The organism is Pseudideonella sakaiensis (assembly GCF_048320135.1).
Taxonomy (GTDB): Bacteria; Pseudomonadota; Gammaproteobacteria; order Burkholderiales; family Burkholderiaceae_C; genus Ideonella_A; species Ideonella_A sakaiensis_A.
Genome location: NZ_CP182947.1, coordinates 4,839,279 through 4,860,633, shown reverse-complemented (window position 1 = coordinate 4,860,633; position 21,355 = coordinate 4,839,279). Strand labels below are relative to the sequence as shown.

14 protein-coding genes and 1 tRNA gene are annotated in these 21,355 nt (G+C 63.0%); 3 read left to right on the top strand and 12 right to left on the bottom strand.

Going from position 1 to position 21,355, the window contains the following annotated elements; translation table 11 throughout:
* Positions 1–43: 43 nt before the first annotated feature.
* On the bottom strand, positions 44–1,612 hold the full coding sequence (locus ACNH6H_RS22280; protein WP_418320471.1) for a hypothetical protein: 1,569 nt from the start codon (positions 1,610–1,612) through the stop codon (positions 44–46).
* A gap of 346 nt (positions 1,613–1,958) precedes the next feature.
* On the opposite strand from ACNH6H_RS22280, the gene ACNH6H_RS22275 reads away from it, so the two are divergent.
* The gene (locus ACNH6H_RS22275) at positions 1,959–4,436 is read left to right on the top strand and encodes a DUF6351 family protein (RefSeq protein WP_418320470.1); all 2,478 of its coding nucleotides are present in this window, start codon (positions 1,959–1,961) and stop codon (positions 4,434–4,436) included.
* Between the two features lie 387 nt (positions 4,437–4,823).
* Here the strand turns inward: ACNH6H_RS22275 and istB are convergent, their stop codons facing one another.
* From istB to ACNH6H_RS22235, 8 genes are all read right to left on the bottom strand, one after another.
* Positions 4,824–5,642, bottom strand: coding sequence for an IS21-like element helper ATPase IstB (gene istB / locus ACNH6H_RS22270; RefSeq protein ID WP_418317604.1), 819 nt, complete (start codon positions 5,640–5,642; stop codon positions 4,824–4,826).
* Complete coding sequence (gene istA / locus ACNH6H_RS22265; protein WP_418317605.1) at positions 5,639–7,132, bottom strand: IS21 family transposase; 1,494 nt, start codon at positions 7,130–7,132, stop codon at positions 5,639–5,641. The genes istB and istA overlap by 4 nt, the downstream gene beginning before the upstream one ends.
* Before the next feature lie 282 nt (positions 7,133–7,414).
* A complete protein-coding gene (locus tag ACNH6H_RS22260; protein WP_418320469.1) occupies positions 7,415–7,609 on the bottom strand; it encodes a hypothetical protein in 195 nt (64 codons plus the stop codon).
* Positions 7,610–8,115: 506 nt separating this feature from the next.
* Positions 8,116–9,468, bottom strand: coding sequence for a hypothetical protein (locus tag ACNH6H_RS22255; protein ID WP_418320468.1), 1,353 nt, complete (start codon positions 9,466–9,468; stop codon positions 8,116–8,118).
* Positions 9,465–10,622 carry an ATP-binding domain-containing protein gene (locus tag ACNH6H_RS22250; RefSeq protein WP_418320467.1) on the bottom strand — a complete coding sequence of 386 codons (1,158 nt, stop codon included), beginning with the start codon at positions 10,620–10,622 and terminating at the stop codon, positions 9,465–9,467. Before ACNH6H_RS22250 ends, ACNH6H_RS22255 begins: the two co-directional genes overlap by 4 nt.
* 18 nt (positions 10,623–10,640) lie before the next feature.
* Positions 10,641–11,993: a protein kinase domain-containing protein gene (locus ACNH6H_RS22245; protein ID WP_418320466.1), complete on the bottom strand. Its 1,353-nt coding sequence runs from the start codon at positions 11,991–11,993 to the stop codon at positions 10,641–10,643.
* Positions 11,994–12,020: 27 nt separating this feature from the next.
* Positions 12,021–12,368 carry a hypothetical protein gene (locus ACNH6H_RS22240; RefSeq protein ID WP_418320465.1) on the bottom strand — a complete coding sequence of 116 codons (348 nt, stop codon included), beginning with the start codon at positions 12,366–12,368 and terminating at the stop codon, positions 12,021–12,023.
* Between the two features lie 716 nt (positions 12,369–13,084).
* On the bottom strand, positions 13,085–13,597 hold the full coding sequence (locus ACNH6H_RS22235) for a hypothetical protein (RefSeq protein ID WP_418320464.1): 513 nt from the start codon (positions 13,595–13,597) through the stop codon (positions 13,085–13,087).
* Positions 13,598–13,938: 341 nt separating this feature from the next.
* Between ACNH6H_RS22235 and ACNH6H_RS22230 the strand changes: the two genes are divergently transcribed.
* Entirely contained in the window at positions 13,939–14,805 is an 867-nt protein-coding gene (locus ACNH6H_RS22230; protein WP_418320463.1) for a phage integrase N-terminal domain-containing protein, read from the top strand.
* Here the strand turns inward: ACNH6H_RS22230 and ACNH6H_RS22225 are convergent.
* From ACNH6H_RS22225 to purL, 3 genes are all read right to left on the bottom strand, one after another.
* Positions 14,780–16,039, bottom strand: a complete 1,260-nt coding sequence (locus tag ACNH6H_RS22225; protein ID WP_418320462.1) for a tyrosine-type recombinase/integrase — start codon at positions 16,037–16,039, stop codon at positions 14,780–14,782. The genes ACNH6H_RS22230 and ACNH6H_RS22225 overlap by 26 nt on opposite strands.
* Positions 16,040–16,215: 176 nt before the next feature.
* Positions 16,216–16,307: transfer RNA gene (locus tag ACNH6H_RS22220), tRNA-Leu, on the bottom strand.
* A gap of 50 nt (positions 16,308–16,357) precedes the next feature.
* Positions 16,358–20,368: a phosphoribosylformylglycinamidine synthase gene (purL, locus tag ACNH6H_RS22215; RefSeq protein WP_418320461.1), complete on the bottom strand. Its 4,011-nt coding sequence runs from the start codon at positions 20,366–20,368 to the stop codon at positions 16,358–16,360.
* Between the two features lie 143 nt (positions 20,369–20,511).
* On the opposite strand from purL, the gene map reads away from it, so the two are divergent.
* Positions 20,512–21,342 (top strand): type I methionyl aminopeptidase, encoded by an 831-nt coding sequence (gene map / locus ACNH6H_RS22210; RefSeq protein ID WP_418320460.1) that lies wholly within the window; start codon positions 20,512–20,514, stop codon positions 21,340–21,342.
* The last annotated feature ends 13 nt before the right edge of the window (positions 21,343–21,355 follow it).

Genomic DNA, 21,355 nt, shown 5'->3' with positions numbered 1-21,355 from the left:
CAGGAAGGGACCGATCCGCTACGCGCTCATGTCAGCGCGTCGGTCACCTCTTTTTCCATTGCTCGTCCCGGACGCGGTCGCGTTCCTTGTCGGCGGCGCGCTTGACCGCCGCGTTGTAGCGCTCGGTGGACTCGGACGGGGCACGCGTGCTGGCGCTGGCACCCCCGCCACCGCCGCTGGCGTAGCTGTTGATGCGCCGCTGGTTGGCCAGTTCGCTGGCCTGGTTGCGCGAGTTCTCCATCGCCCGGTATTGCGCCTGGTAGGCGGAGCAGCGCGGGCCGCGGTATTGGCAATAAACACCGACGTCGTAGTAGAACGCCTGCAGCGATTCGGTGCTCGGCCCGTGCTGGTGCATCCGCTCGATGAATTCCTGCGCCGTCATCGGCTTGTTCGCCTTCTCCTTCTCCTTCTGCCTCGCGGCAAACGCCTGCATCGACTTTTCGTGTTCGCGCTTCTCGTCGGCGGCAAGCTTCTCGATGTTGGCCAGCCGGTCATCGAGGAAGGCCTGGAGTTCGGGCCTGGACTTGAACGACTTCTTCAGATGCGGCAATTCGATCCGGTCCTCGAACACCAGGATGCGTCGTTTCGACGTGAAATGCGCGCCGGTGACCAGCGGCGTCGGCAGATCCACCAACTCGGCATCGACCAGCTTGCGCGACTGGTCGGAGAAGAAGGCGATGCGATCGCCGATGTCCTCGGGGATGCTGGCCTTCTGGTAGCCCAGATAGCGGCTGTCGCTGAATTCGATGATGAATTCGTCGAGCCCGCTGAATCTGCTCAGACTCGGCTCGGTGTGGTCGACCCGTATGCCACGCAGATTGTCGGGCCGCTTCAGCAGGGTCGTGTCGTCGAAGAAGATCGGCCAGAACAGTTTCCGGTTCTCGTCGACCTTCTCGAAAAAGACATAGCTGCTGCCGATCGCGTTGCGGCCTTCCCTGATCGAGATCGCAAACGGATACACCCTTGCCGCATCGATTTCGCCGGTGAGCTCTTCGGCCGCATCGGAATAGGCCTTGTAATACTTCGATCCATCGGGGCGGACCTGGCGCACGATATAGCCGCCCTCCCGGGCGGTATAGACCGGCTTGATCGGCCGCGCCTCGCCACCGCCGATGTCCTTGTCGACATTCTTCAGCGACTTGTAGATCGACCCATCGCGGAAGTTGTACAGCCCGATGTGGGTCGAGTCGCCGTCCAGCTCGAAGACACTCCAGACATGCTTGTCACCCGCGGCATACGGATACGGAACGATCCGGCTGATGTTCGAGTTCGAGAAGGCCTTCGTCTTCAGATCGTAGTAGCGGTAGAAACGCTCGTCGTGACCGAGGGTCAGAAACCGGTCTTTCTGGAACGTCGTGACGCTTTTGTGAACCGGCTCGAGCAACCACTCGCGGTTGGTGAAGTCGTAGATCCCGACATACTGCCGGCCCGCCTTCATCTCCTGGTCGAAATGCCTGCCGTCCTGGGCGACCTTGAAATAGCAATGGTTGATCGATATGTCACGGCCGTCGACCTGGTAGTCGAATTTCTCCTTGTCGCATTCGGTGGGGGCAGCAGCAACGGCGACGGCGCACGCGGCCCAAAGGGAAGCAAGGATGAAGAAATTTTTCATCGGGCGCCTTGGCAGGTAGAGCGGGGATGGGCGCCCGGATGTCGTGGCGCGACGCCCGCATTATCGGCGTCAAGCTGTCGGGCATCGGCTCGGGTGACGTTCGAAAAGCCGGCGCAGGCGAGCAGGGGCTGCAGGGGCACTGACGCTGGAGCCGCTTGCTGCATCACCGTTCAAAGGGTTTGTACCGCGTAGCAGGACAACAGCAGCGCCATAGACTGGGCCCGGCCGTTTTCAGACGCGCCGCATCGCCTGACAGCGCAGGCCGCGACACTGGCAAGAGGCCAGGAGCCCTGCAAGAAACGGCTCTCATATTCACTGCCTCAGCAGGCACCCCCAGGAGCATGACTTGACCAATCGCCCCATCCCGCGATCGAGCCGCTTGCAGCGCGGCCTGCGCTTCGCAGCCCTGTTCGGCACCGGCAGCGCAGTGCTGGCGCTGACCGCCTGCAGCAGCAGCGACGATCCCCAGGATCCGGTTCAGATCCGCACCCTGTCCACGCGCGCCGATCTGGTCAGCGGCGGCGACGCCCTGGTCGAGATCGTGGCCCCGGCCGGCACGGATGCCAGCGGGCTGAACGTGATGGTCGGCAGCCGCGACATCACCACCGCCTTCGCGAAGCGCGCCGATGGGCGGATCACCGGCCTCGTCAGCGGCCTCGCCGCGGGGGAGAACCTGCTGGTGGCGCAAGTCAACAATGCCCGTGCCGCGCAATTGACCCTCACCAACGCAGCACCCGGCGCCGCCGTGATTTCCGGCGCCCGCGTCACGCCGTTCTTCTGCGCCACACCGACACCGGTGGCCGTCAACGGCAATACCCCAGCCACGGTGGCCAGCGGGCTCGCCGGCACGGCAGACGCCAACTGCAACATCGCCACCGAAACGAAGTTCTACTACCGCACGACCTCGGCTCCACTGAGCGCGGCCAACCCGACCGGCTGCACCGGCGGCCTGCCTGATCCGGTGTGGAGCGTTTCCGCAACCGCCACCACGGTGCCCACCCAACCTGCCGCGCCCGCCAACGGCTGCTTCAAGCCCTACACGGTGGGTGTAACCCCGGTCGACCTGGCCACCACCACCACCGACAGCGGCGTCACCGTGCCCTTCATCGTGCGTGTCGAGCGCGGCACCTTGAACCGCGGCATCTACGACATTGCCGTGCTCACCAACCCGGCCCAGCCGTGGAACCCGGTGGCACCGCAGTCGGGATGGAACGGCAAGGTCTGGTATTCGTTCGGCTCCAGTACCGGCCAGCCGCGGCGCCAGATCCGGCCGCAGGGAAGCTGGACGTCCGCCGAAGAACAGCTCAAGCGGGGCTACCTGTACGCCACCAACAGCATGAGCGACTCAGCGCGCAATTCGAACCGCGTGCTGATGAGCGAGACGACGATGATGATGAAGGAACACATCGGCGACAGCTACGGGCCGGTCAAATTCATGATCGGCACCGGATGCTCGGGCGGCTCGATCAACTCGAACATGAACGCTTCGTTCAACCCGGGCATTCTCGACGGCGTGGTCACCACCTGCACCTACCCGGATTCGGAAACCACCGGCCTGGAGGTGGGCGACTGCGTGCTGCTCGTCGAGGCCTACCAGAAGCCGGCCGTCCTGGGCCTGTGGACCGGGCTGACCCAGGCCGAGATCGACGCCAAGAAAAGCGCCATCAACGGCCACCCCGACCAGACCGCCTGCCACGCCTGGAACAACGCCTTCGGCAGCAATGCCAAGGCAGGCCTCTACCAGCAGCGCCTGGTCAGCAACAACGCGACCGGCGCGATCACCCAGTCGTCGACTGTCGTGAACAACTGCGAGCTGCCGAACAGCGCGGTCTACGACCCCGCCAACCCGGTGGCCACCGCCAACCTGCCGCGCTGCAATGCGACGGCCTGGGGCGAGCCGATCTTCGGCAAGGTGCCGGGCGAAAACGTGCCGGTGGACCCACGCGACAACGTCGGTGTGCAGTACGGATTGCGTGCACTGCTCGCCCAGACGATCACCGCCGAGGAATTCGTCACGCTGAACGAGGTGATCGGCGGCCTGGACCGTGATTCGACTCCGCGGGCGCAGCGCACGACGGCCGACACCGCGGCGCTCGACATCGCCTACCGTGCAGGCATCGTCGCCAGCGGCAAGCAACTGGCCAAGACGGCGATTATCGACCTGCGCGGATGGGACGACTCGAACCTGCCGGCCAACGTGCCGCCGGGCGCGACGCCGGGCAGCATCCCGATCCACCACCAGTGGTTCAGCTGGGCCATCCGCGACCGCATCACCGCGGCAGCGGGCGACGCACAGAACCAGGCGTTGTGGCGCTTTGCACGGACCGGGCTGCTGCCATCGCCGGCACTCAGTCTGGAGGGTTTTCTGGCGATGGACCAGTGGATGACGGCGCTGAAGGCCGACACCAGCACCGCAGCCATCGAGCAGAAGGTGCGCAGCGCGCGCCCGCTGTCGGGGCCGTTCGACACCCGCGACTTCTGCCTGCTGCCGGAGGACGTGGCACAGACCAACAAGGTCTTCGACATGTCGGTCTGCGATGCGAACCGCTTCCTGAAGCCGTCGCTCTCGCCGCGGCAGGTGGCAGGCGGGCCGCGCGCCGAAGACGTGCTCAAGTGCCAGCTCAAGCCTCTGGCGACGAGCGACTACCCGCGTATCACCTTCACCGGCAGCCAGCTTGCGCGCCTGCAGACCGCTTTCCCGGGCGGCGTGTGTGACTGGAGCAAGCCGGGTGTCGGCCAACAGGTTGCGGTCAGTCCGCTCACCTTCAAGGCCGGCCCGGGCGGGCAGCCTCTGCCTCCGGCACCGGTGTCGGTGGCGCGCTGAGCAAGGGCCGGTTGCCAGCGTCGGCTACCTGGACCGGGTGGCTGGTGGCTGGTGGCTGGTCTCGACCCATCAGCGACATCGGACCGCCACGGGAGCTTTTTCGACCGGATTTGCCAGATGGAGGATGTTCGGGGCCAGTGACCAGCCGCAAAAAGCTCGCCCGTACCCATTGGCAAAAGCGTCTGGCCGGCGTCAACTATCCTGACCGCTCGACGACAACTATCTTGGCCGGTGGAACGTGGGCGTAGTTGTCGTTGATCGGTGCCTTGGTTTTGGTTTTGTTGATCTCCTTCGTCGTCGAGCGGTGGGCAAGTCACGGACCCCGCAGGGGCTGTCCACAGGCTTGTCCTGTGGGCAGGTGACTTGTCCACCGCGGCTTCCCCGCGCTCAGGTTGCGTGGTCGGTCGCTGTAGTTGTCGTCGGTCTCGCGTTGGTCCTTCTCCCGCTGGGCTGTGCCGCGTGCGCCGCCCGTCGGCGATAGCTCTCCACATTCATTTCCAAGATCGTCGAGTGATGCACGAGCCGGTCGACTGCGGCCAGGGTCATCGCCGGGTCGACGAACACGTCGCTCCACTGCGAGAACGGCGTGTTGGCGGTGATCGCAAGGCTCTTGCGTTCGTATCGCTCGGCGATCAACTCGAACAGCACCGAGGTCTCGGCCTGATCGCGACGAACGTAGCTCAGATCGTCCAGGATCAGCAGGTCGAAGCGGTCGAGCCTGGCCAGTTCCTGCGGCAGCCGCAGGTCGCGCCGGGCCGCCTGCAGGCGCTGTACAAGGTCACTGCACCGGGTGAACAGCACCCGGCGCCCGGCATCGACGAGTGCGTGACCGAGCCCGCTCACCAGATGGCTCTTGCCGACGCCCGGCGGGCCGAACAGCAGCACATTGGCGCCGCGGTCGATCCACTCATGACCTTCGGCCAACGCCATCACCTGAGCCTTGGAGACGCTCGGTACCGCCGCGAAGTCGAAGCTCGACAATCGCTTGTCCGGCGTCAGGCAGGATTCGGCGCGGTGGCGGTCGATGCGGCGGAACTCGCGCTCGGCGATCTCATGCTCCATCAGCGCTTCCAGCAGCCGATGTCCGGGCCAGCCCTCACGGTCGGACTGCGCGCACAGGTCGTCGGCCAGTCGCTTGATCGTGGGCAGTCGCAGTTCGGTGAGCATCAGCGCCAGGCGCCCGGATGGCAGCGTCGTCGCACTCATGGCGACACCTCGATCAGTACGTCGTAGTCCTGCAGCGGCGGCAACTGCACCGACACCGCCGGCAATTCGACGATGGGCGGTTTCAGTAGCGCGCTCAGCGCATTCAGATCGGGCAATTGGTCGAGCTCGATCAGCTGCTCAAGTTCCTCGGCGAGTTGTGCCTCATGGCCGTCGGCGGCCAACGAGAGCAGGCCCACGATCGTCTTGCAGGCTTCGCGCTCTGCAAGTGCTGCTGACAGGCGTTCCCAGGTGCGGCGGTAGATGTCGCGGGGGAATACCGCATCGCGCAGCACCCAGCGGGCGAAGGCGCCGGGCTTGCGCCTGAGCGCGGCCACCAGGTGCCTATAGTCGATGTTGCGCGGGTGCCGCTGGCCGTCGCGGTGGGTCGCGCGGCTGCGCTCGAGCACGCATTGGCCGCCCAGCCAGCACTCGATGTGCTGCGCATACTGGCGAACCGTCAGGCGGTGTCCGATCAGTTGGCTTGGCGCGCTGTACTGCACGCCCTTGACGGTGAAGATGGCGTATTTGCTGACCCGCGCCGGGAACTCCTCGTACTCAGCCGTGCGGCGCGCCGGCAGCGGCCGTAGCATGGTCCGCTCGACGGCCAGCCGGGTGACGGCGCGGGCATTGAATCGCTGCACGATGGTCTCGACGAAGGCCTCGTAGTCGGCGCGCTCGTCGAAGCGACGGGTACCGCGCAACCGCAACGCCTGGTCGAGCGCGGTCTTGAGCGAATCGTGTCGCGACTCGATGGAGCCGTTCTCATGCGACTGGCTCGGATTGCAGCGGCTCGCGCGCATGCCGTAGTGCTGGCACAGACCCTCGTACCGGCGGGTCAGCTCCTGCGCCTCGGCCAGGTTGTTGAACGCCGCCGACAGGCTGTCGGTGCGATGCTCCTCCGGCACCCCGCCCAGCCGCCACAGCGCGGCCTGTAGTCCGCCGGACAACGCGGCGAAGCTCTCGCCTTCAGTGAGAACGACGGCGTGCCGCCATCCCGAATGCGCGAGCGCGAACTGGTACAGCCGGTGATCGAAAGCGACCCCGTCGATCTTCACCTGCAGGTCGTCGGCGACGGTGAAGTCGGACAGTCCCAGTCTGCCTGGCGGATGCTCCTGGGCGAAGTAAACGTCGCGTTCGGCGCCATGCACGGCGCGCCACTGGCGGACGCGGCGCTGCAGCGTACGAAGCACGGCACCTCCGTACTGGCCAGGATGCCGGCGCTGCAGTTCCTCCAGCAGCGTCACGGCGTTGAGTTGCGCGTCCGCCCGCAGCAGCGGGACGACTTCAGCCTCCCACACCTCGGCCAGTGGATCCGATCGGGTCCGCCAGCTCCTGGCTGGCCGTTGCGAAGGCAGTTGACCGGCATCTTCGATGCGTCGCGCACTGCGTTCGCTGATTCCCGCCTTGGCGGCGGCCGCCACCTGCGGGAGTTTGTTGCGATGTTGTTTGTACTTGAGCACTTGGTGGTCCGTGATTCTCTTGCCGGGCATTTCCGGGGTCTCGACGTGTTCGATGACCCCACGGTAAGCCCCGCGTCCCGGACCTGCCGGCTTCGGCCTCAACCGGCCAAGATAGTTGTCGTCAGCCGGCCAAGATCATTGTCGCCAACCAAGCGTCGAGGTGGCACCGATATCGGCGGCTCCGAGCGTCTCCCCGTGCCAGCGCGCGCGCCACTCCATGATGCGAATGGTCGGTGCGCGAGGCGACGACCAGCACGTTGACGTCAGGCGTTATCCCCAGCGCCTCGAGCAGCGCCTTGTTGCTCAGCGGGCTCAGACCTTCCAATAGACCGCCCCGGCCCTCAAGAGCGGCAGGCGGATCCGGGTGCGCTTGGTGGAATCTGCTTCGGCACGAAGCCGTAGTTGCAGGCCTTCCTCGATCACCCGGGTCAGGCTCGTGCGTTGCCAGGCTGCGAGGGCTTTGGCATCGGCCAGGAGTTGGTCGATGAGGTTCAGCGTGGGCTTCATGCGACCAGGATATGGATTTCTGTATCAACGCTAAGCGGGTTGCGGCTGATCGCCGAGGGCGTGGTAGCGGGAAAATATCCGTCGGCGGAGATCGCGACAGCGGAGCAGCAGTGCTTCATGAACAGGGCCACTCGGCCACGCACATGCAGTTGATCCAATGACAACGCATCGGGCCTCAACGATGGCCGTCCGCGCCGCTGCTTTCTGCCCACGCTACACATCATGGGGATCGGCCCCGCGCCGGCCACTCGCAAGGGTGAGGCATTGGCGCTGAGGTCGAGGGATCGCGTTGCTGTTGATTGGCGGGACGGTCACCGCATTCTGGGCGCTGGGCCTCTAAAAATAAGGCGCCTGCAGATTCGATTGCGAGTTGCCCCCAAAGTTGCTCTAGACAACCATTAATTCGCCGCAACAAATTATACCAACTTGCCTAGCATGAGAAATACAAACCATTGCCGAAGCATTTTACTAAAATACCATCAATATTACAGAAAGGAAGAGCCCCACTACTTGCTCAGTCGGCGCTGCGGGCTCGTCTTGCGATCGTGTCGGGGCTTTCTTCCCGCAATTATGCTGTAAGCCTCTTCCACTGCACGAAGTGCTGTGGCAAGGCGCTCGCGTAGCGCTTCGTCACGCTCCGCATTGTCGGATTCCTCCTCGACTTTCTGTGACGAAGTTTTCCTTCGCGATGAGTTCCCAAAGCTGCCGGTCACCATGGGCGCAATTTCCACGTCCACGAGCGACGGTGAACGGGTACGAAAGGCAATTGGCGCGTCGCGTCTCATATTGTGGAGAATCCGAAGTTCAGCGATTGAAATATCCATAGGCATTTCAACGCCAACCCGAAATCCATGATTCATCACGTTCCAGCCGAACCCACCGAATTTGCTCAGCGTGGCCTCTTTACCAAGAATTGCTGCAAACGCACAATAGGCGGTTGCGACGGCGCCACCGCTCTTATCCGCCCGTGTTGCCAACTCGAGAAAGTCAAACGAGCCAGGCTCGATTAGGCTGATCAAGAAACCGCGCTCTAGGGAATGGGGCGTTTCAGCAGACGACCTCATCCGATCTAGGGCCTCCATGATTAGGTCATACCTTTGTTCTCGGCTGGTGACCCCCGACAATGAGCGCGCGTACTGAGAAAGCGCGGGCTTAAGCAAATCACGTTGATTCAGATTATTTCGTGCATCGACCCAAGATTGGACACTATCCCCAAGTGCCTGGGGAGAAGCGTCTTGTGACTCGCCTAAATCCGAGAGAGCTTGCAGGAACCCCCCCACATCTGCAACCGGGATCAGCGAGGCGACGTCCACGTCGTTCGCCGTCAGTACACTTGCCTCAAGCCAGCGTTCGACAATAATAGCAAGGGACTCGTGCCGCCATCCCTTCATTACTGCTTGTGCGCAGGCAAACGACATTGTTCGGCGAACACTGTCCATTCCCATGAGACGAAAGTCGGCATCAGGACCGATAGTCGCCTTCAGCTCTCCGACGATTAGACCGACAAACCCCAAAACTGCTGCGCGGCTAAGCGGTCTCTCGCCGTATTCTGTGCAATCTCTGAAGTCCTCAATCTGCCAAGCTTTCATGAGCGACGTGATAGGCGTCACAACGCCCGGAAGCGCCAGCATCCTCGGGAGAAGATCAGCTAGAACAGGTTCCGAACTGAGGAGGACGGAGGGCAGGTCAGGGCTCAGGCCATCGCCCACTGACCACAGAGCACGCACCGCATTCTGCGCGAGTGGACGGCCGATGTCCTCGCGTTCGATTGGACGAGCAAGTGTACGCAGCTCGCCAAATCGGCCCAGGTTGCGAACCAGTTCCCGAGCATCGATATCGATACCTCGAAACTCTTTCATGATACCTTTCCAAACAAGTTTTTGATGCTGATCTTATTAGTGTTGGGTTTCGCAAGCGCCGCCGCGAAGAACGCATGAAGAGGCTGGTCGTGGTAAATGTTCAGCGCAGTCTTGGCTCTGGTGACTGCTGTAAATACGACCCTCCTCTCGTGCTCCCGGAACTCTGCCATCGTGTCTGCAGCGACAACGTGGACGCCTCGAAATTCAAGCCCTTTGGACGAATGCACCGTGCTCACCCAAACGGGCAATGTCGGGTCAAAGTCCTTAGACATCGCATTAGTGACCTGTCCGGAGAGTTCAGCGGCGGCGAGCAGCAGGTCAACTACCTGCTCGACATCCTTCCGGAGTGGAACCAGTACGCCAAAGATTTGGCCCGGATACACCGCTATTTGTTTGACGATCTTGGGAATTGCCGACTTTATTTGATCAGCCAGCCCCATTCCTGCCACGACCTCAACATTCCCCGGGTCACCCTTGTACTGGTGAGTCTCAAGCATTGGCTTGTGATCAAATTTCCCGTCCATGATCTTGTCTGCCACTTCGAGAATTGCCGGAGCGACACGGTAGTGAAGTTGCAGCGTGATCGGCGCATGCCAAGCGTGGCTCTTGAGCCAAGGTGTCCCAGCGGAACCAGCGCCGTAGATGCCTTGTCGCAAGTCAGCGGCGCATGAAAGGTTCTTGGCAAGATACCTAAATATCTCAAGGTCAACGTCGGAATAGTCCTGCGCTTCGTCAATGAACAACACCGGGAACGAATTGCGACCGGCGCCGGTCTTCATCAATTCTTCCATTGCAGACTTCAGTACGGCATCTCGCTTTTGATAGGACTCGCCACTCTCCCGCTTAGGCAGACTCCCGTGATCGCCCAAGACTTGCTCCAGCAGTTTGCGTTGAGTGATGATTCGATTCGCAGGGAAAAGATAGAGGTCTGCACCGGTGCGAACAAAGTTCTGCAATAGACCTGTAAAGCAAATGACATAGAACTCTGCATCCGGCGTCGCCAACATCAAGTAATTGGCGCGCAGAAGGAGGAGATTGGTCTTCCCACTACCCGGTGGACCAGAAAGAAGCATGTCTTCGGCAAGATCTACGCTCAGAACCTGAAGCTGCTCGGGCAGCAGATCGTTTTCGTCAACCCACCAGGTACCAGACATCGCAAAGGTCTCCGTTCTCTATTGACCAGCCAATTCTTCGATTACCGAGAGTATCCATTCCTGAAGGACATCGGAGATGCCTTCAAGGCTATCTAGGGCAGCCCCAAGATGAGACCATCCAACTTCGGTGTCGGCGAGCCCCTTCGATGCCCTAGCATAGACGTCGACTATGCTGCGATCATCACGGAGAGCGATGGCAACTTGAATCCGGAAGGGCAAGGCAAGCTTTAAAATTGGAGCTGCAGCGAACGTGTAGGTAACGGCAGCACTAGGGTAAGCTCCTCCATCGAGCGTAGTGGTTCTTGGAGGTATTAAGTCGCCGAGCGCAGCGAGAGCTTGGTCGAAATGAACCCTCGTGGACCTGACAATCGTCGACAACCGCACATCTTTCAGGCGCCGCGTTTCTCCGCCCTCGATCGCGTCGACACGATTCAGAGCAGGGCCAAGTTGAAGCTGCCTCAGAAGTGCGTCTTTTCTGGCCTGAAGCGATGGCTTTTGCAACGCTCGTTCGGAGAACATGAAATCCTCCCAGCGTACTAACTCAAGCCTCTCCAACGGATTCTTCAGCAGGCATCGGGTGGCTAGGTTGCAGAGGTGGGAATCAACATCGTCGGCAGTGACGACGACATCGTCGTTGTCAATGGCCGCCACAAGGTCAGCATGCCTGGTAGTCGCATTTTTGAAGATCGGTCTGCGCACAATCAGATCATGCAAAACGGCCCCAATTTGATAGAACGTAATGGCTCGCCAACCATTCAGGGTGTCCTCTTCTCGCCCGTGAATCATCTCAGGCGGGCTGTACTGGTGCGTGCCGACGAAACCCTTTGATGCCTGTTGACTTGTAGCGGCATCATCACCATGGGGCTTAAGAACGCCAAAGTCGAGCAACATCAACGACGACAACTCTTTGTCAGTTACATGAATGTTGTCCGGCTTTATGTCGCGGTGCGTGAAGCCCCAATCCTCAAGCTGCATAGCCGCACTGGCAAGTTGTTCAATAAGCGCAGGGATATTTGCGCGCGGGATTGAGGAGAGCACCTTCGAAAGCGGTTGACCCGGCGCAAACTCCATAACTACGAAAAGAAGCCCGGAGGCCTCGCAGCTGCCCGAGTCCAGGACGCGAGCAATATTCGCGTGGCGCTTTTCGATGAGCTTCCGCTCTCGCTCAACCCTAATCAGTTGGGCATCTCTTCCATATTGCTCGATTAGGCCCGGATGAAATACCTTGACAACCGCGATCGTATGATCCCTACGGGCTCGCATGACAACGGCTGACTTGCCATGCGAGAGGTAATCTATCAGCTCCCAGCCGGCAATAGGACCACCTGCCAATAGCGAATCTGAGAACACCTTGGCTTCTGCGAAGTCCATATTGCTTTTCTTGGTGAATCTTTACGGCTAAGCTACGACGCTATAGCGGAAGCGCTCGGCCACGAGCATGACCTCATGACCACTCATAGCTGCCTCGTCCAAGCCGCCGTTGTGCTGGTGAACAAACCCGAGCGACGCCATGTCAGTTCGAATCGTCTCGAGAGAAGTAGTTGCCGCGCTCCAATAAAATTGGTAATGTTCAAACAGATCCTTGCATTTTGTGCTGAAGCAAACTGAATAGTCGCCGAGCGGTTCAATCGAAATGAGCGTCGATGACGGCGTTTTGTAGCCTGCGGCGATCGAGGCATCACCTGTGCAGAAGAGTGATCTCCCGCGATAGTCAACACGAAAGTGTTCCACAAACCATTCGATCAAGAATTGATGAATTGCGATAGGCAAATCGCGTGGTTTCCTAGTCCTCTGGAGATTAGGGTTAGAGATGGTTCCAGTCGCACCCGTCAGATACTTGGTCGAGTGCATACGAAAAAGCTTTTGGACACTTGAATTCATTTTCCTTCGGTGGTTTCCACTCATTCAGAAAGGAGATTCCTAACGCTCCGCGCGCCTCGACAGATGCTGCGCGCATGCGCGCAGCATCATTACACGAAAATTCTGCTACCTGGGTGGCCTCCACATTCCCGGGGTTGTGGATGGACCTCTGGCCCGTTCCGGCGTTCGAGGGTCCGCGCACTGGGAGTCAAGCAAGTTACCAGAAATGACCCGCGCACATCTATGCCAATTCGAGGGGCCAAGCCTAAAGCTGTTCTCGAAATCCCCCCGCTTTTCCCCCCGATTTGGACAAGACGCGTGTTCTGGCCGGTCGCAGACTAGCGGTTCTTCCCAAGGGCTCCTCCCCCTTGCCCATCGCGGGCGCAACAACGGGACACACCGATGTCGGCCGCAGCAGTCGTTACCTGCCTTGGAGTTCTGGTGAGACTTGATCTCGCGGTGCGATGACGCTGTTCAGTCGCCGTCGTTTTTGACGCCGGCAGTGATTGCCTGCGAAACAGGCCGCATCTCGGCTTAGATTTCGCGGCCGAATGTTTCGTTGACCTGGCTGCACCTTGAATCGAAGAGCAGCCCGGGCCACACTAAAGGTTCTTCCGCGGGCATCGCGTCCGCAAGACCGTCACCACCTGCTTCGCCTGGCTGACGGCCAGTTCGCTGGCGTCGCAGTCGTTACCTGCACTGAAGCAAGCAGCCCGCTCGACGGGCTCGAATGGTAGGGCGACCTGCAAGAACAGGCGCAGTTTGAACGAGTGGCAAAACCATCGATTCGCCGAGGCCCGTTGGCTCGGCTGACGATCGGCAGGCTCAACGCCTGCCTGGATGCGACGTGCGACCCGATCGCCCTTGACGATGCCCAGCGCCTCGGGCCTGGGCAATGATCCGGCGCTGCCGAAGCGCTTTGCGTCGTCACTGGAAGCAGCGCTGACAGTGACGACGCGTCCAAGTCCTTGATCGGACGTTGAACCGCTGCCGCGCCCGGCAGTGATGCGTCGAAGTGACGAGCAAATCGCGGCCTTGACCGCGTGAACCGAAGCCTCCCGGCCTTTGCCCTCAGGGCCCCGAGCCCTCTCGTGCGGTGCGGCGATGACCCGCATCCGTTTTTCCTGACGTATGGCCACGGCCCGACCGTGGCGTGCCGGCTGATCCCCGTTATCGGATCAATCCGACGTGTGCGAGGCACACCCCGTGGACCCCGGGTCACTGGTCCCCGCGAGCGAGGTGCCCACAGGCACGAGCCGCGGCGCTAATGCGATGTGCAACGCAGGCGAGCTGTAGCCCCATTGCACGAAACGGGCGTGGTGTCCCGTGTCCCTCGTGATTTCCGCGCGCTGCGGCGAGCGGAATGGACAGAAACACTTACCTGAATGCCTCAAACCACGCAGTACCGGAAACCGGATCAACAACGAACAACGGATCGAGAAAGGAGCGAATCGCGATGCGCGACCTCAACTTCGATTTCAAGCAGCTCGGCCGGCGCAACCGCGACGGCTCGATCGCCACCCAGCATGACCGGGAGAGCATCCTCGGCCTGGTCGCCAATCAACTCGCCGACGGCGGATTCCGCCATCTTCGAGCGCAGGGACTGCGAACGAAACACATCGAGCACCTTGTCATTCGCTGGCATGCCGAGCAGATCTCGGCCGGCACCTTCAAGAACCGGATGAGCGCGCTGCGCTGGGTGGCCGAGAAGATCGGCAAGCAGAACATCGTCGCGCGCGACAATGCGGCCTATGCGATCGCCGATCGGCGATTCGTCAGCAACGAATCGAAGGCAACCGAGCTAGACGGCGACAAGCTGGCGAAGGTTTCGGATCCGTACACCGCGATGTCGTTGCGGTTGCAGGCGGCTTTCGGCCTGCGGCGCGAGGAGAGCATCAAGCTGCGGCCCGAATGGGCCGACCGCGGCGATGTGCTGACGCTCAAGGCCAGCTGGACCAAGGGCGGCAAGGAGCGCGACGTGCCGATCATCAGCGAGACGCAGCGAGACGTGTTGAACGAAGCCAGGGCGCTTGCCGGCAAGGGCAGCCTGATCCCGGCTGAGATGTCGTACCGCGATCAGCTGAACCGCTTCAAGGCGCAGACCGCGCGCGCCGGCATCGACCATGTGCACGGTCTGCGGCACGCGTATGCGCAAACCCGCTACGAGGAATTGACCGGATGGAAAGCACCGGCAGCCGGTGGACCCACCTCGAAGCAACTGAGCCCCGAACAAAAGGCAGTGGATCGAGAAGTGAGGTTGACCATCTCCCGCGAGCTCGGACACGAGCGCGAGCAGATCACTGCGGTTTATTTAGGCCGATAGGCGCTTCGTGATCGGCGATGTCCGCGCGTTGCACAAACGGCGAAACGTTCTCGCCGTCTTGCCGCTGATCGAGATAGTCCGCCCACCACTGCATCAAGACGGCGCGATCCTTGAGGTAGCTCGATCGGTGATAGGCCGCCCTCACCGCATTGCGCTCGATATGCGCCAGTTGCCGCTCGATGACATCGGGCGAGTGGCCGAACTCGTTGGCGACGGTCGAGAACAGCGCTCGAAAGCCGTGCGCCGTCGCGATTCCCTTGTAGCCCATCCGCGCCAGCGCGCTGTTCAGCGTGTTTTCGCTGATCGGCTTGCCAGGGTAATACGGGCTCGGAAAAACCAGCGAATCGTTGCCCGACAGTTCACGCGTCGTCGCAAGCACCGCCAAGGCCTGACGGCTCAGTGGCACCAGGTGCTCGGTGCGCATCTTCATGCGCTCGGCGGGGATGCGCCACTGCGCGCCCTGCAGATCGAACTCGGCCCAGCGCGCTCCGCGAAGTTCGCCGGGGCGCACTGCCGTCAGCATCAACAAGCGCAAGGCATTGAGCGTGCCCGGGTAGCCATCGTAGGCTGCGAGCTTGGCCAGAAATTCGGTCAATTCCTGTTGTGGCAACGCGGCGCGGTGGGTGACCGGTCGAGGCCTCAGCAGTTCGGCGCGCAGCAGGTCCTGCACCGGATTGGTCTCGATGTATTCGTGAACGACGGCGAAGCGAAAAACGGCTCGCACGCGTTGCAGCACCCGCCCTGCGGTATCGCTGGCACCGCGCGCTTCGATCGCCTTGATGGCCGCGATCACATGGCGTGCCTTGATGCTCTTGATAGGCATCGCGCCGATCGGCTTGAAGATGTCGGCGACCAGGCTGTCGACCACCCTCGCCTTCGTCTCGTCGGTCCATGCGCCTTGCTGGTGTTTGACCCAGGCGCGGGCAACCGTTTCGAAGTCGTGTTCGACCTCGCGCAACACGCGTTCCTTCTCGGCCTGTCTGGACGCGCTGGGGTCGATGCCGTCAGCGATCAGCTTGCGCGCCTGGTCACGGCGCTCGCGGGCGGTCTTCAACGTCGTGTCGGGGTAGGTGCCGAGCGACAACCGTTTTTCCTTGCCGGCATGCCGGTACTTCAGGCGCCACCACTTGCCACCGCTCGGCGCCACCTCGATGTAGAGGCCGCCGCTGTCGAACAAACGGACCGGTTTCGCTTTGGGCTCCGCCTTGCGGACCTGGATGTCGGTGAGTGGCATGGGGGCAACTCCTGAAGGGGCTCTGACCAGTTGCCCCGAATGTTGCCCTGAAATGCGTTGGAACGCAATGAGACGGTCTGAGACCACCTGATGCCGAAAAGCCCAGCATTCATGCGGCTTTCCGGCTTGTTGGTGAGGCGTCGTGAGACGTCTTGAGACTGCCTGAAACGTGTTCCTGGTGCTCGGGACGGGAATCGAACCCGTACACCCCCTTCCGGGAAGTGGCGGGTTTTAAGCCCGCTGCGTCTACCAATTCCGCCACCCGAGCGGGCCGCTGCGATGATAGCCGGCGCGGTGGTGGCCGCACCGGCGTCTTGCTTATCCGACCGCGCGCCGCGCGTTGCCGAACATCCGCATCCACGGACTCGCCTGCGAGGCGTCGCCGCTGGTCCAGCTCATTTGCACGTTGCGGAACACCCGTTCCGGATGCGGCATCAGCACCGTGAAGCGGCCGTCGGGTGTCGTCACCGAGGTCAGGCCGTCGGCGCTGCCGTTCGGATTGAACGGATAGTTGGTGGTCGGCCGGCCATGGTTATCGACGAATCGCATCGCGCGCTGCACCTGTTCGGCGTCGCCGCGTTGCGAGAAGTCTGCAAATCCTTCGCCATGCGCCACCGCGATCGGCAGCCGGCTGCCGGCCATGCCGCTGAAGAAGATCGACGGGCTGTCGAGCACCTCGACCAGGCTGAGCCTGGCCTCGAACTGCTCGCTGCGGTTGCGGGTGAATGCCGGCCAGGCCTGCGCGCCGGGGATGATCGGCGCCAGCGCGGCCATCATCTGGCAGCCGTTGCAGACGCCGAGCGCAAAGCTGTCGCCGCGCTGGAAAAAGGCTGCGAACTGCTCGGCGAGCTGCGCATTGAACAGGATCGAGCGCGCCCAGCCGAGGCCGGCGCCAAGCGTATCGCCGTAGCTGAACCCGCCGCAGGCGACAAAACCCTTGAACTGGTCGAGCCGCGCGCGGCCCGACTGCAGGTCGCTCATGTGCACGTCGTGGCTGTCGAAACCGGCCTGCGCCATCGCATAGGCCATCTCGAGGTGGCTGTTGACGCCCTGCTCGCGCAGGATCGCGACCGGCGGGCGGGCGCCCGTTGAAATGAACGGCCCGGCGATATCTTCGGCGGGGTCAAACGACAGTTGGACGTGCAGGCCCGGGTCGTCGACATTGCCGGCGGCTTCGTGTTCGGCATCGGCACAGGCCGGGTTGTCGCGCAATGCGGCGATGCGCCAGCTGACCTCGTCCCATACCCGCTGCAGATCGGCCAGCGGAGCGCTGAACACCGCCTTCGCATCGCGCCAGACCTCGACCACGCCGCGGTCGTTGGTCTTGCCGATGAAATGCGAGTGCTTGCTGAGGCCGAACGAACGCAGCGTCTGCATCACGTCGTTGCGCACCGCGGTCGGCACCTCGATCACCGCGCCGAGTTCCTCGTTGAACAATGCGCGCAGCGTCAGCTCGCGGCGGCGCGCGTCGACCTGCGTCGCCCAGTTCTTCGAGTCGCCATATTCGGCGCGGCTGTCGCTGATGCCGTCGCCCTCGGTGACCAGCATGTCGACATTCAGGCTGACGCCGAGGCGGCCGGCAAACGCCATCTCGCAGACCGTCGCCCACAGGCCGCCGTCGCTGCGGTCGTGATACGCGAGCAGGTGGCCATCGCTGCGCAATGCGTTGATCGCATCGACCAGCGATTTGAGCAGCTGCGGATCGTCGAGATCCGGAATGCCGTCGGCCTCGCGGCTGCCGAACTGCCCGGTCACCTGCGCCAGCATCGAGCCGGCCATCCGCTTCCTGCCCTGGCCGAGGTCGATCAGCAGCAATGTCGAATCGCCACCGCGCAGCTGCGGCGTCAGCGTCGGCCGCACATCGGCCAGCGTCGCGAAGGCGGTGACGATCAGCGATACCGGTGCGGTGACCTGCTTGTCTTCGCCAGCCTCGCTCCAGCGCGTGCGCATCGACAGGCTGTCCTTGCCGACCGGCACGCTGATGCCGAGCGCAGGGCACAACTCGAGGCCGACCGCTTTGACGGTGTCGTACAGCGCGGCATCCTCGCCGGGCTCGCCACAGGCCGCCATCCAGTTGCAGCTGAGCTTGACGCGCGGCAATTCGAACGGCGCAGCCAATAAATTCGTGATCGCCTCGCCGACCGCCATCCGGCCGGCGGCCGGCGCATCGAGCGCGGCCAGCGGCGTGCGTTCGCCGAGGCTCATCGCCTCGCCGCGGAAGCCGCTGTAGTCGGCCAGCGTCACCGCGCAATCGGCCACCGGCACCTGCCACGGCCCGACCATCGGATCGCGGTGGCTGAGGCCACCGACCGCACGGTCGCCGATCGTGATCAGAAAACGTTTGCTCGCGACGGTTGGATGGCGCAGCACATCGAACGCAACCTGCGTCAGATCGAGTTCGGCGAGCTCCAGCGCGGCATCGTCGCGCGCGACGCGTTCAACGATGCGGTGCATCTTCGGCGGCTTGCCGAGCAGCACTTCCATCGGCATGTCGATCGGCCGGTCAGCACTGGCCGGCTGCTCGAGCACCAGCTGCGGCTCGGCGGTCGCGACGCCGACGACGGCAAACGGGCAACGCTCGCGCTGGCACATCGCCTCGAACAGCGGCAAGGCGTCGGGTGACACCGCCATCACATAACGCTCCTGGCTCTCGTTGCACCAGATCTCCTTCGGCGCGAGCCCGCTTTCTTCCAGCGGCACCTTGCTCAGGTCGAAACGCGCGCCGCGCCCTGCCCCGTCGACCAGTTCCGGAAAGGCATTCGAGATGCCGCCGGCGCCGACATCGTGGATCGCGAGGATCGGATTGTTGTCGCCGAGTGCCCAGCAGTGGTTGATCACCTCCTGCGCGCGGCGCTCGATTTCCGGATTGCCGCGCTGCACCGAATCGAAATCGAGCTCGGCGGCATTTGCGCCGGCGGCCATCGAGCTGGCGGCGCCGCCGCCCATGCCGATCCGCATGCCGGGCCCGCCGAGCTGGATCAGCAGCGTGCCGGCGGGAAACTGCACCTTTTGCGTCTGCCCTGCGGCGATGCTGCCGAGGCCGCCGGCGATCATGATCGGCTTGTGATAACCGCGGCGCACGCCGGCGACATCCTGCTCGAAGACGCGGAAATAACCGGTCAGGTTCGGCCGGCCGAATTCATTGTTGAAGGCGGCGCCGCCGAGCGGGCCGTCGATCATGATCTGCAGCGCGCTCGCGATGTGTGCCGGTCGGCCGACCGGGTTGCGCTCCCACGGCTCGCTGGTGCCCGGCAGGTGCAGGTTCGAGACGCTGAAGCCGGTCAGCCCGGCCTTCGGCTTCGAGCCGCGGCCGGTTGCGCCCTCGTCGCGGATCTCGCCGCCGGCGCCGGTCGCGGCACCGGGGAACGGCGAGATTGCCGTCGGGTGGTTGTGCGTCTCGACCTTCATCAGCACGTGCATCGTCTCGCGCTGTGCGCGGTAACGCGGCCCATTCGTGAAGCCGTCCGGCCGCCACGATTCGACTTCGCCGCCTTCCATCACCGACGCGTTGTCGCTGTACGCAACCACCGTGTGCTGCGGCGCGAGCTGGTGCGTGTGCCGGATCATCTGGAACATCGACTGCGGCTGCGCCTCGCCGTCGATCGTGAACTGCGCATTGAAGATCTTGTGCCGGCAGTGCTCGCTGTTCGCCTGCGCGAACATCATCAGTTCGACATCGCTCGGATTGCGCTGCAGGCCGACAAATGCATCGACGAGGTAATCGATCTCGTCGTCGGACAGCGCAAGGCCGAACTCGCGGTTCGCCTGCACCAGCGTGTCGCGGCCGCCGCCGAGGATGTCGACGCGCGCCATCGGTTGCGCCGGCTGCTCATCAAAAAGGTGCGCCGCATCCTCGCGTTGCAGCAGCACCGATTCGGTCATCCGGTCGTGCAGCAGCGCGGCCAGCGCCGCCAGTTGGTCGGCATCGGGCGTCTTCACGCCGCCGAGCAGGCCGGACTTCAGCTGCAACAGGTATTCGGTGACACGTTCGATGCGCCGCACCGGCAGCCCGCAGTTGTGCGCGATGTCGGTCGCCTTGCTGGCCCACGGCGACACGGTGCCAAGCCGTGGCGCGACGACGAGCCGCAGCACGTCCTTCGCGTCGGCCTGCGGGCCGCGATACGGATCGCCGTATTGCAGCAGGCCCTGCAGGCTGTCGAGTGACGAACGGTCGAGTTCGCTGTCGGCACGCACCCAGTGCACATGGCGGGCGTGGACCGAGGCCACGCCAGCAAAAACCGCCTGCAGCCGCGGCAGCAGCGCTTGCGCGCGAAAAGCGGAGAGCGCGTCGCCGCCCTCGAAATGAAGCAGATACAAGGGACTGGACATTCGCGAGGGGTCTCTGACGGGGCGCTGCGGGCAGCCGGTCGAGACCGGAGCCGCCGGGTGGCATGGGCCGACGGGGAGTGGGCAACGCCCTTGGCCCACCGGGGTAACCCGCGATTTTAGCGGCCCGGTGAGATAATCCACGGATGACGATCACCATCAAGACCCCCGCCGACATCGAGGCGATGCGCATCGCCGGGCGGCTGGCGTCGGAAGTGCTCGACATGCTGACCGAGCATGTCAAGCCCGGCATCAGCACCGAACAACTCGACAAGCTTGCCCACGACCACATCGTCAATGTGCAGAAGGCGATTCCGGCGCCGCTGAACTATGCGCCGCCCGGCTATACGCCTTATCCGAAATCGATCTGCACCTCGATCAACCACCAGGTCTGCCACGGCATTCCGAACAGCCGGGCGCTGAAAAACGGCGACATCGTCAACATCGACGTCACGGTGATCAAGGACGGCTGGCACGGCGACACCAGCCGGATGTTCATCGTCGGCGAAGGCTCGATCGCGTCGAAGCGGCTGTGCCAGTTCACCTACGACGCGATGTGGCGCGGCATTGCGAAGGTCAGGCCGGGCTCGACGATCGGCGATATCGGCCACGCGATCCAGACCTTTGCAGAGAGCAACGGCTTCTCGGTGGTGCGCGAATTCTGCGGCCACGGCATCGGCCAGAAATTCCACGAAGAGCCGCAGGTGCTGCATTACGGCCGCCCCGGCACGCTCGAAAAACTGGTGCCCGGCATGGTCTTCACGATCGAGCCGATGATCAATGCCGGCCGCCGCGAGGTCCGCGAAATGGGCGACGGTTGGACCATCGTCACGAAGGACCGTTCGCTGTCGGCCCAGTGGGAACACACCATCCTCGTCACCGAAACCGGCTACGAGGTGCTGACGGTCTCGGCCGGATCGCCGGCGCCGCCGGCCTTCATCACCGCTGCGTCGACGCCTGCGCCGGCTGCCGCGTAAGCGGCCTGCGCCG

Coding starts and splice junctions, on each gene's coding strand:
- ACNH6H_RS22225 (WP_418320462.1), bottom strand. CDS start 16,039: ATGCCACTCACCGACATCCAGGTCCGCAAGGCGGAGCCCAAAGCGAAA.
- ACNH6H_RS22280 (WP_418320471.1), bottom strand. CDS start 1,612: ATGAAAAATTTCTTCATCCTTGCTTCCCTTTGGGCCGCGTGCGCCGTC.
- ACNH6H_RS22245 (WP_418320466.1), bottom strand. CDS start 11,993: ATGGACTTCGCAGAAGCCAAGGTGTTCTCAGATTCGCTATTGGCAGGT.
- istB (WP_418317604.1), bottom strand. CDS start 5,642: ATGAGTGCGACGACGCTGCCATCCGGGCGCCTGGCGCTGATGCTCACC.
- ACNH6H_RS22235 (WP_418320464.1), bottom strand. CDS start 13,597: ATGCGGGTCATCGCCGCACCGCACGAGAGGGCTCGGGGCCCTGAGGGC.
- ACNH6H_RS22230 (WP_418320463.1), top strand. CDS start 13,939: ATGCGCGACCTCAACTTCGATTTCAAGCAGCTCGGCCGGCGCAACCGC.
- istA (WP_418317605.1), bottom strand. CDS start 7,132: ATGCCCGGCAAGAGAATCACGGACCACCAAGTGCTCAAGTACAAACAA.
- ACNH6H_RS22255 (WP_418320468.1), bottom strand. CDS start 9,468: ATGAAAGAGTTTCGAGGTATCGATATCGATGCTCGGGAACTGGTTCGC.
- ACNH6H_RS22260 (WP_418320469.1), bottom strand. CDS start 7,609: ATGAAGCCCACGCTGAACCTCATCGACCAACTCCTGGCCGATGCCAAA.
- map (WP_418320460.1), top strand. CDS start 20,512: ATGACGATCACCATCAAGACCCCCGCCGACATCGAGGCGATGCGCATC.
- purL (WP_418320461.1), bottom strand. CDS start 20,368: ATGTCCAGTCCCTTGTATCTGCTTCATTTCGAGGGCGGCGACGCGCTC.
- ACNH6H_RS22250 (WP_418320467.1), bottom strand. CDS start 10,622: ATGTCTGGTACCTGGTGGGTTGACGAAAACGATCTGCTGCCCGAGCAG.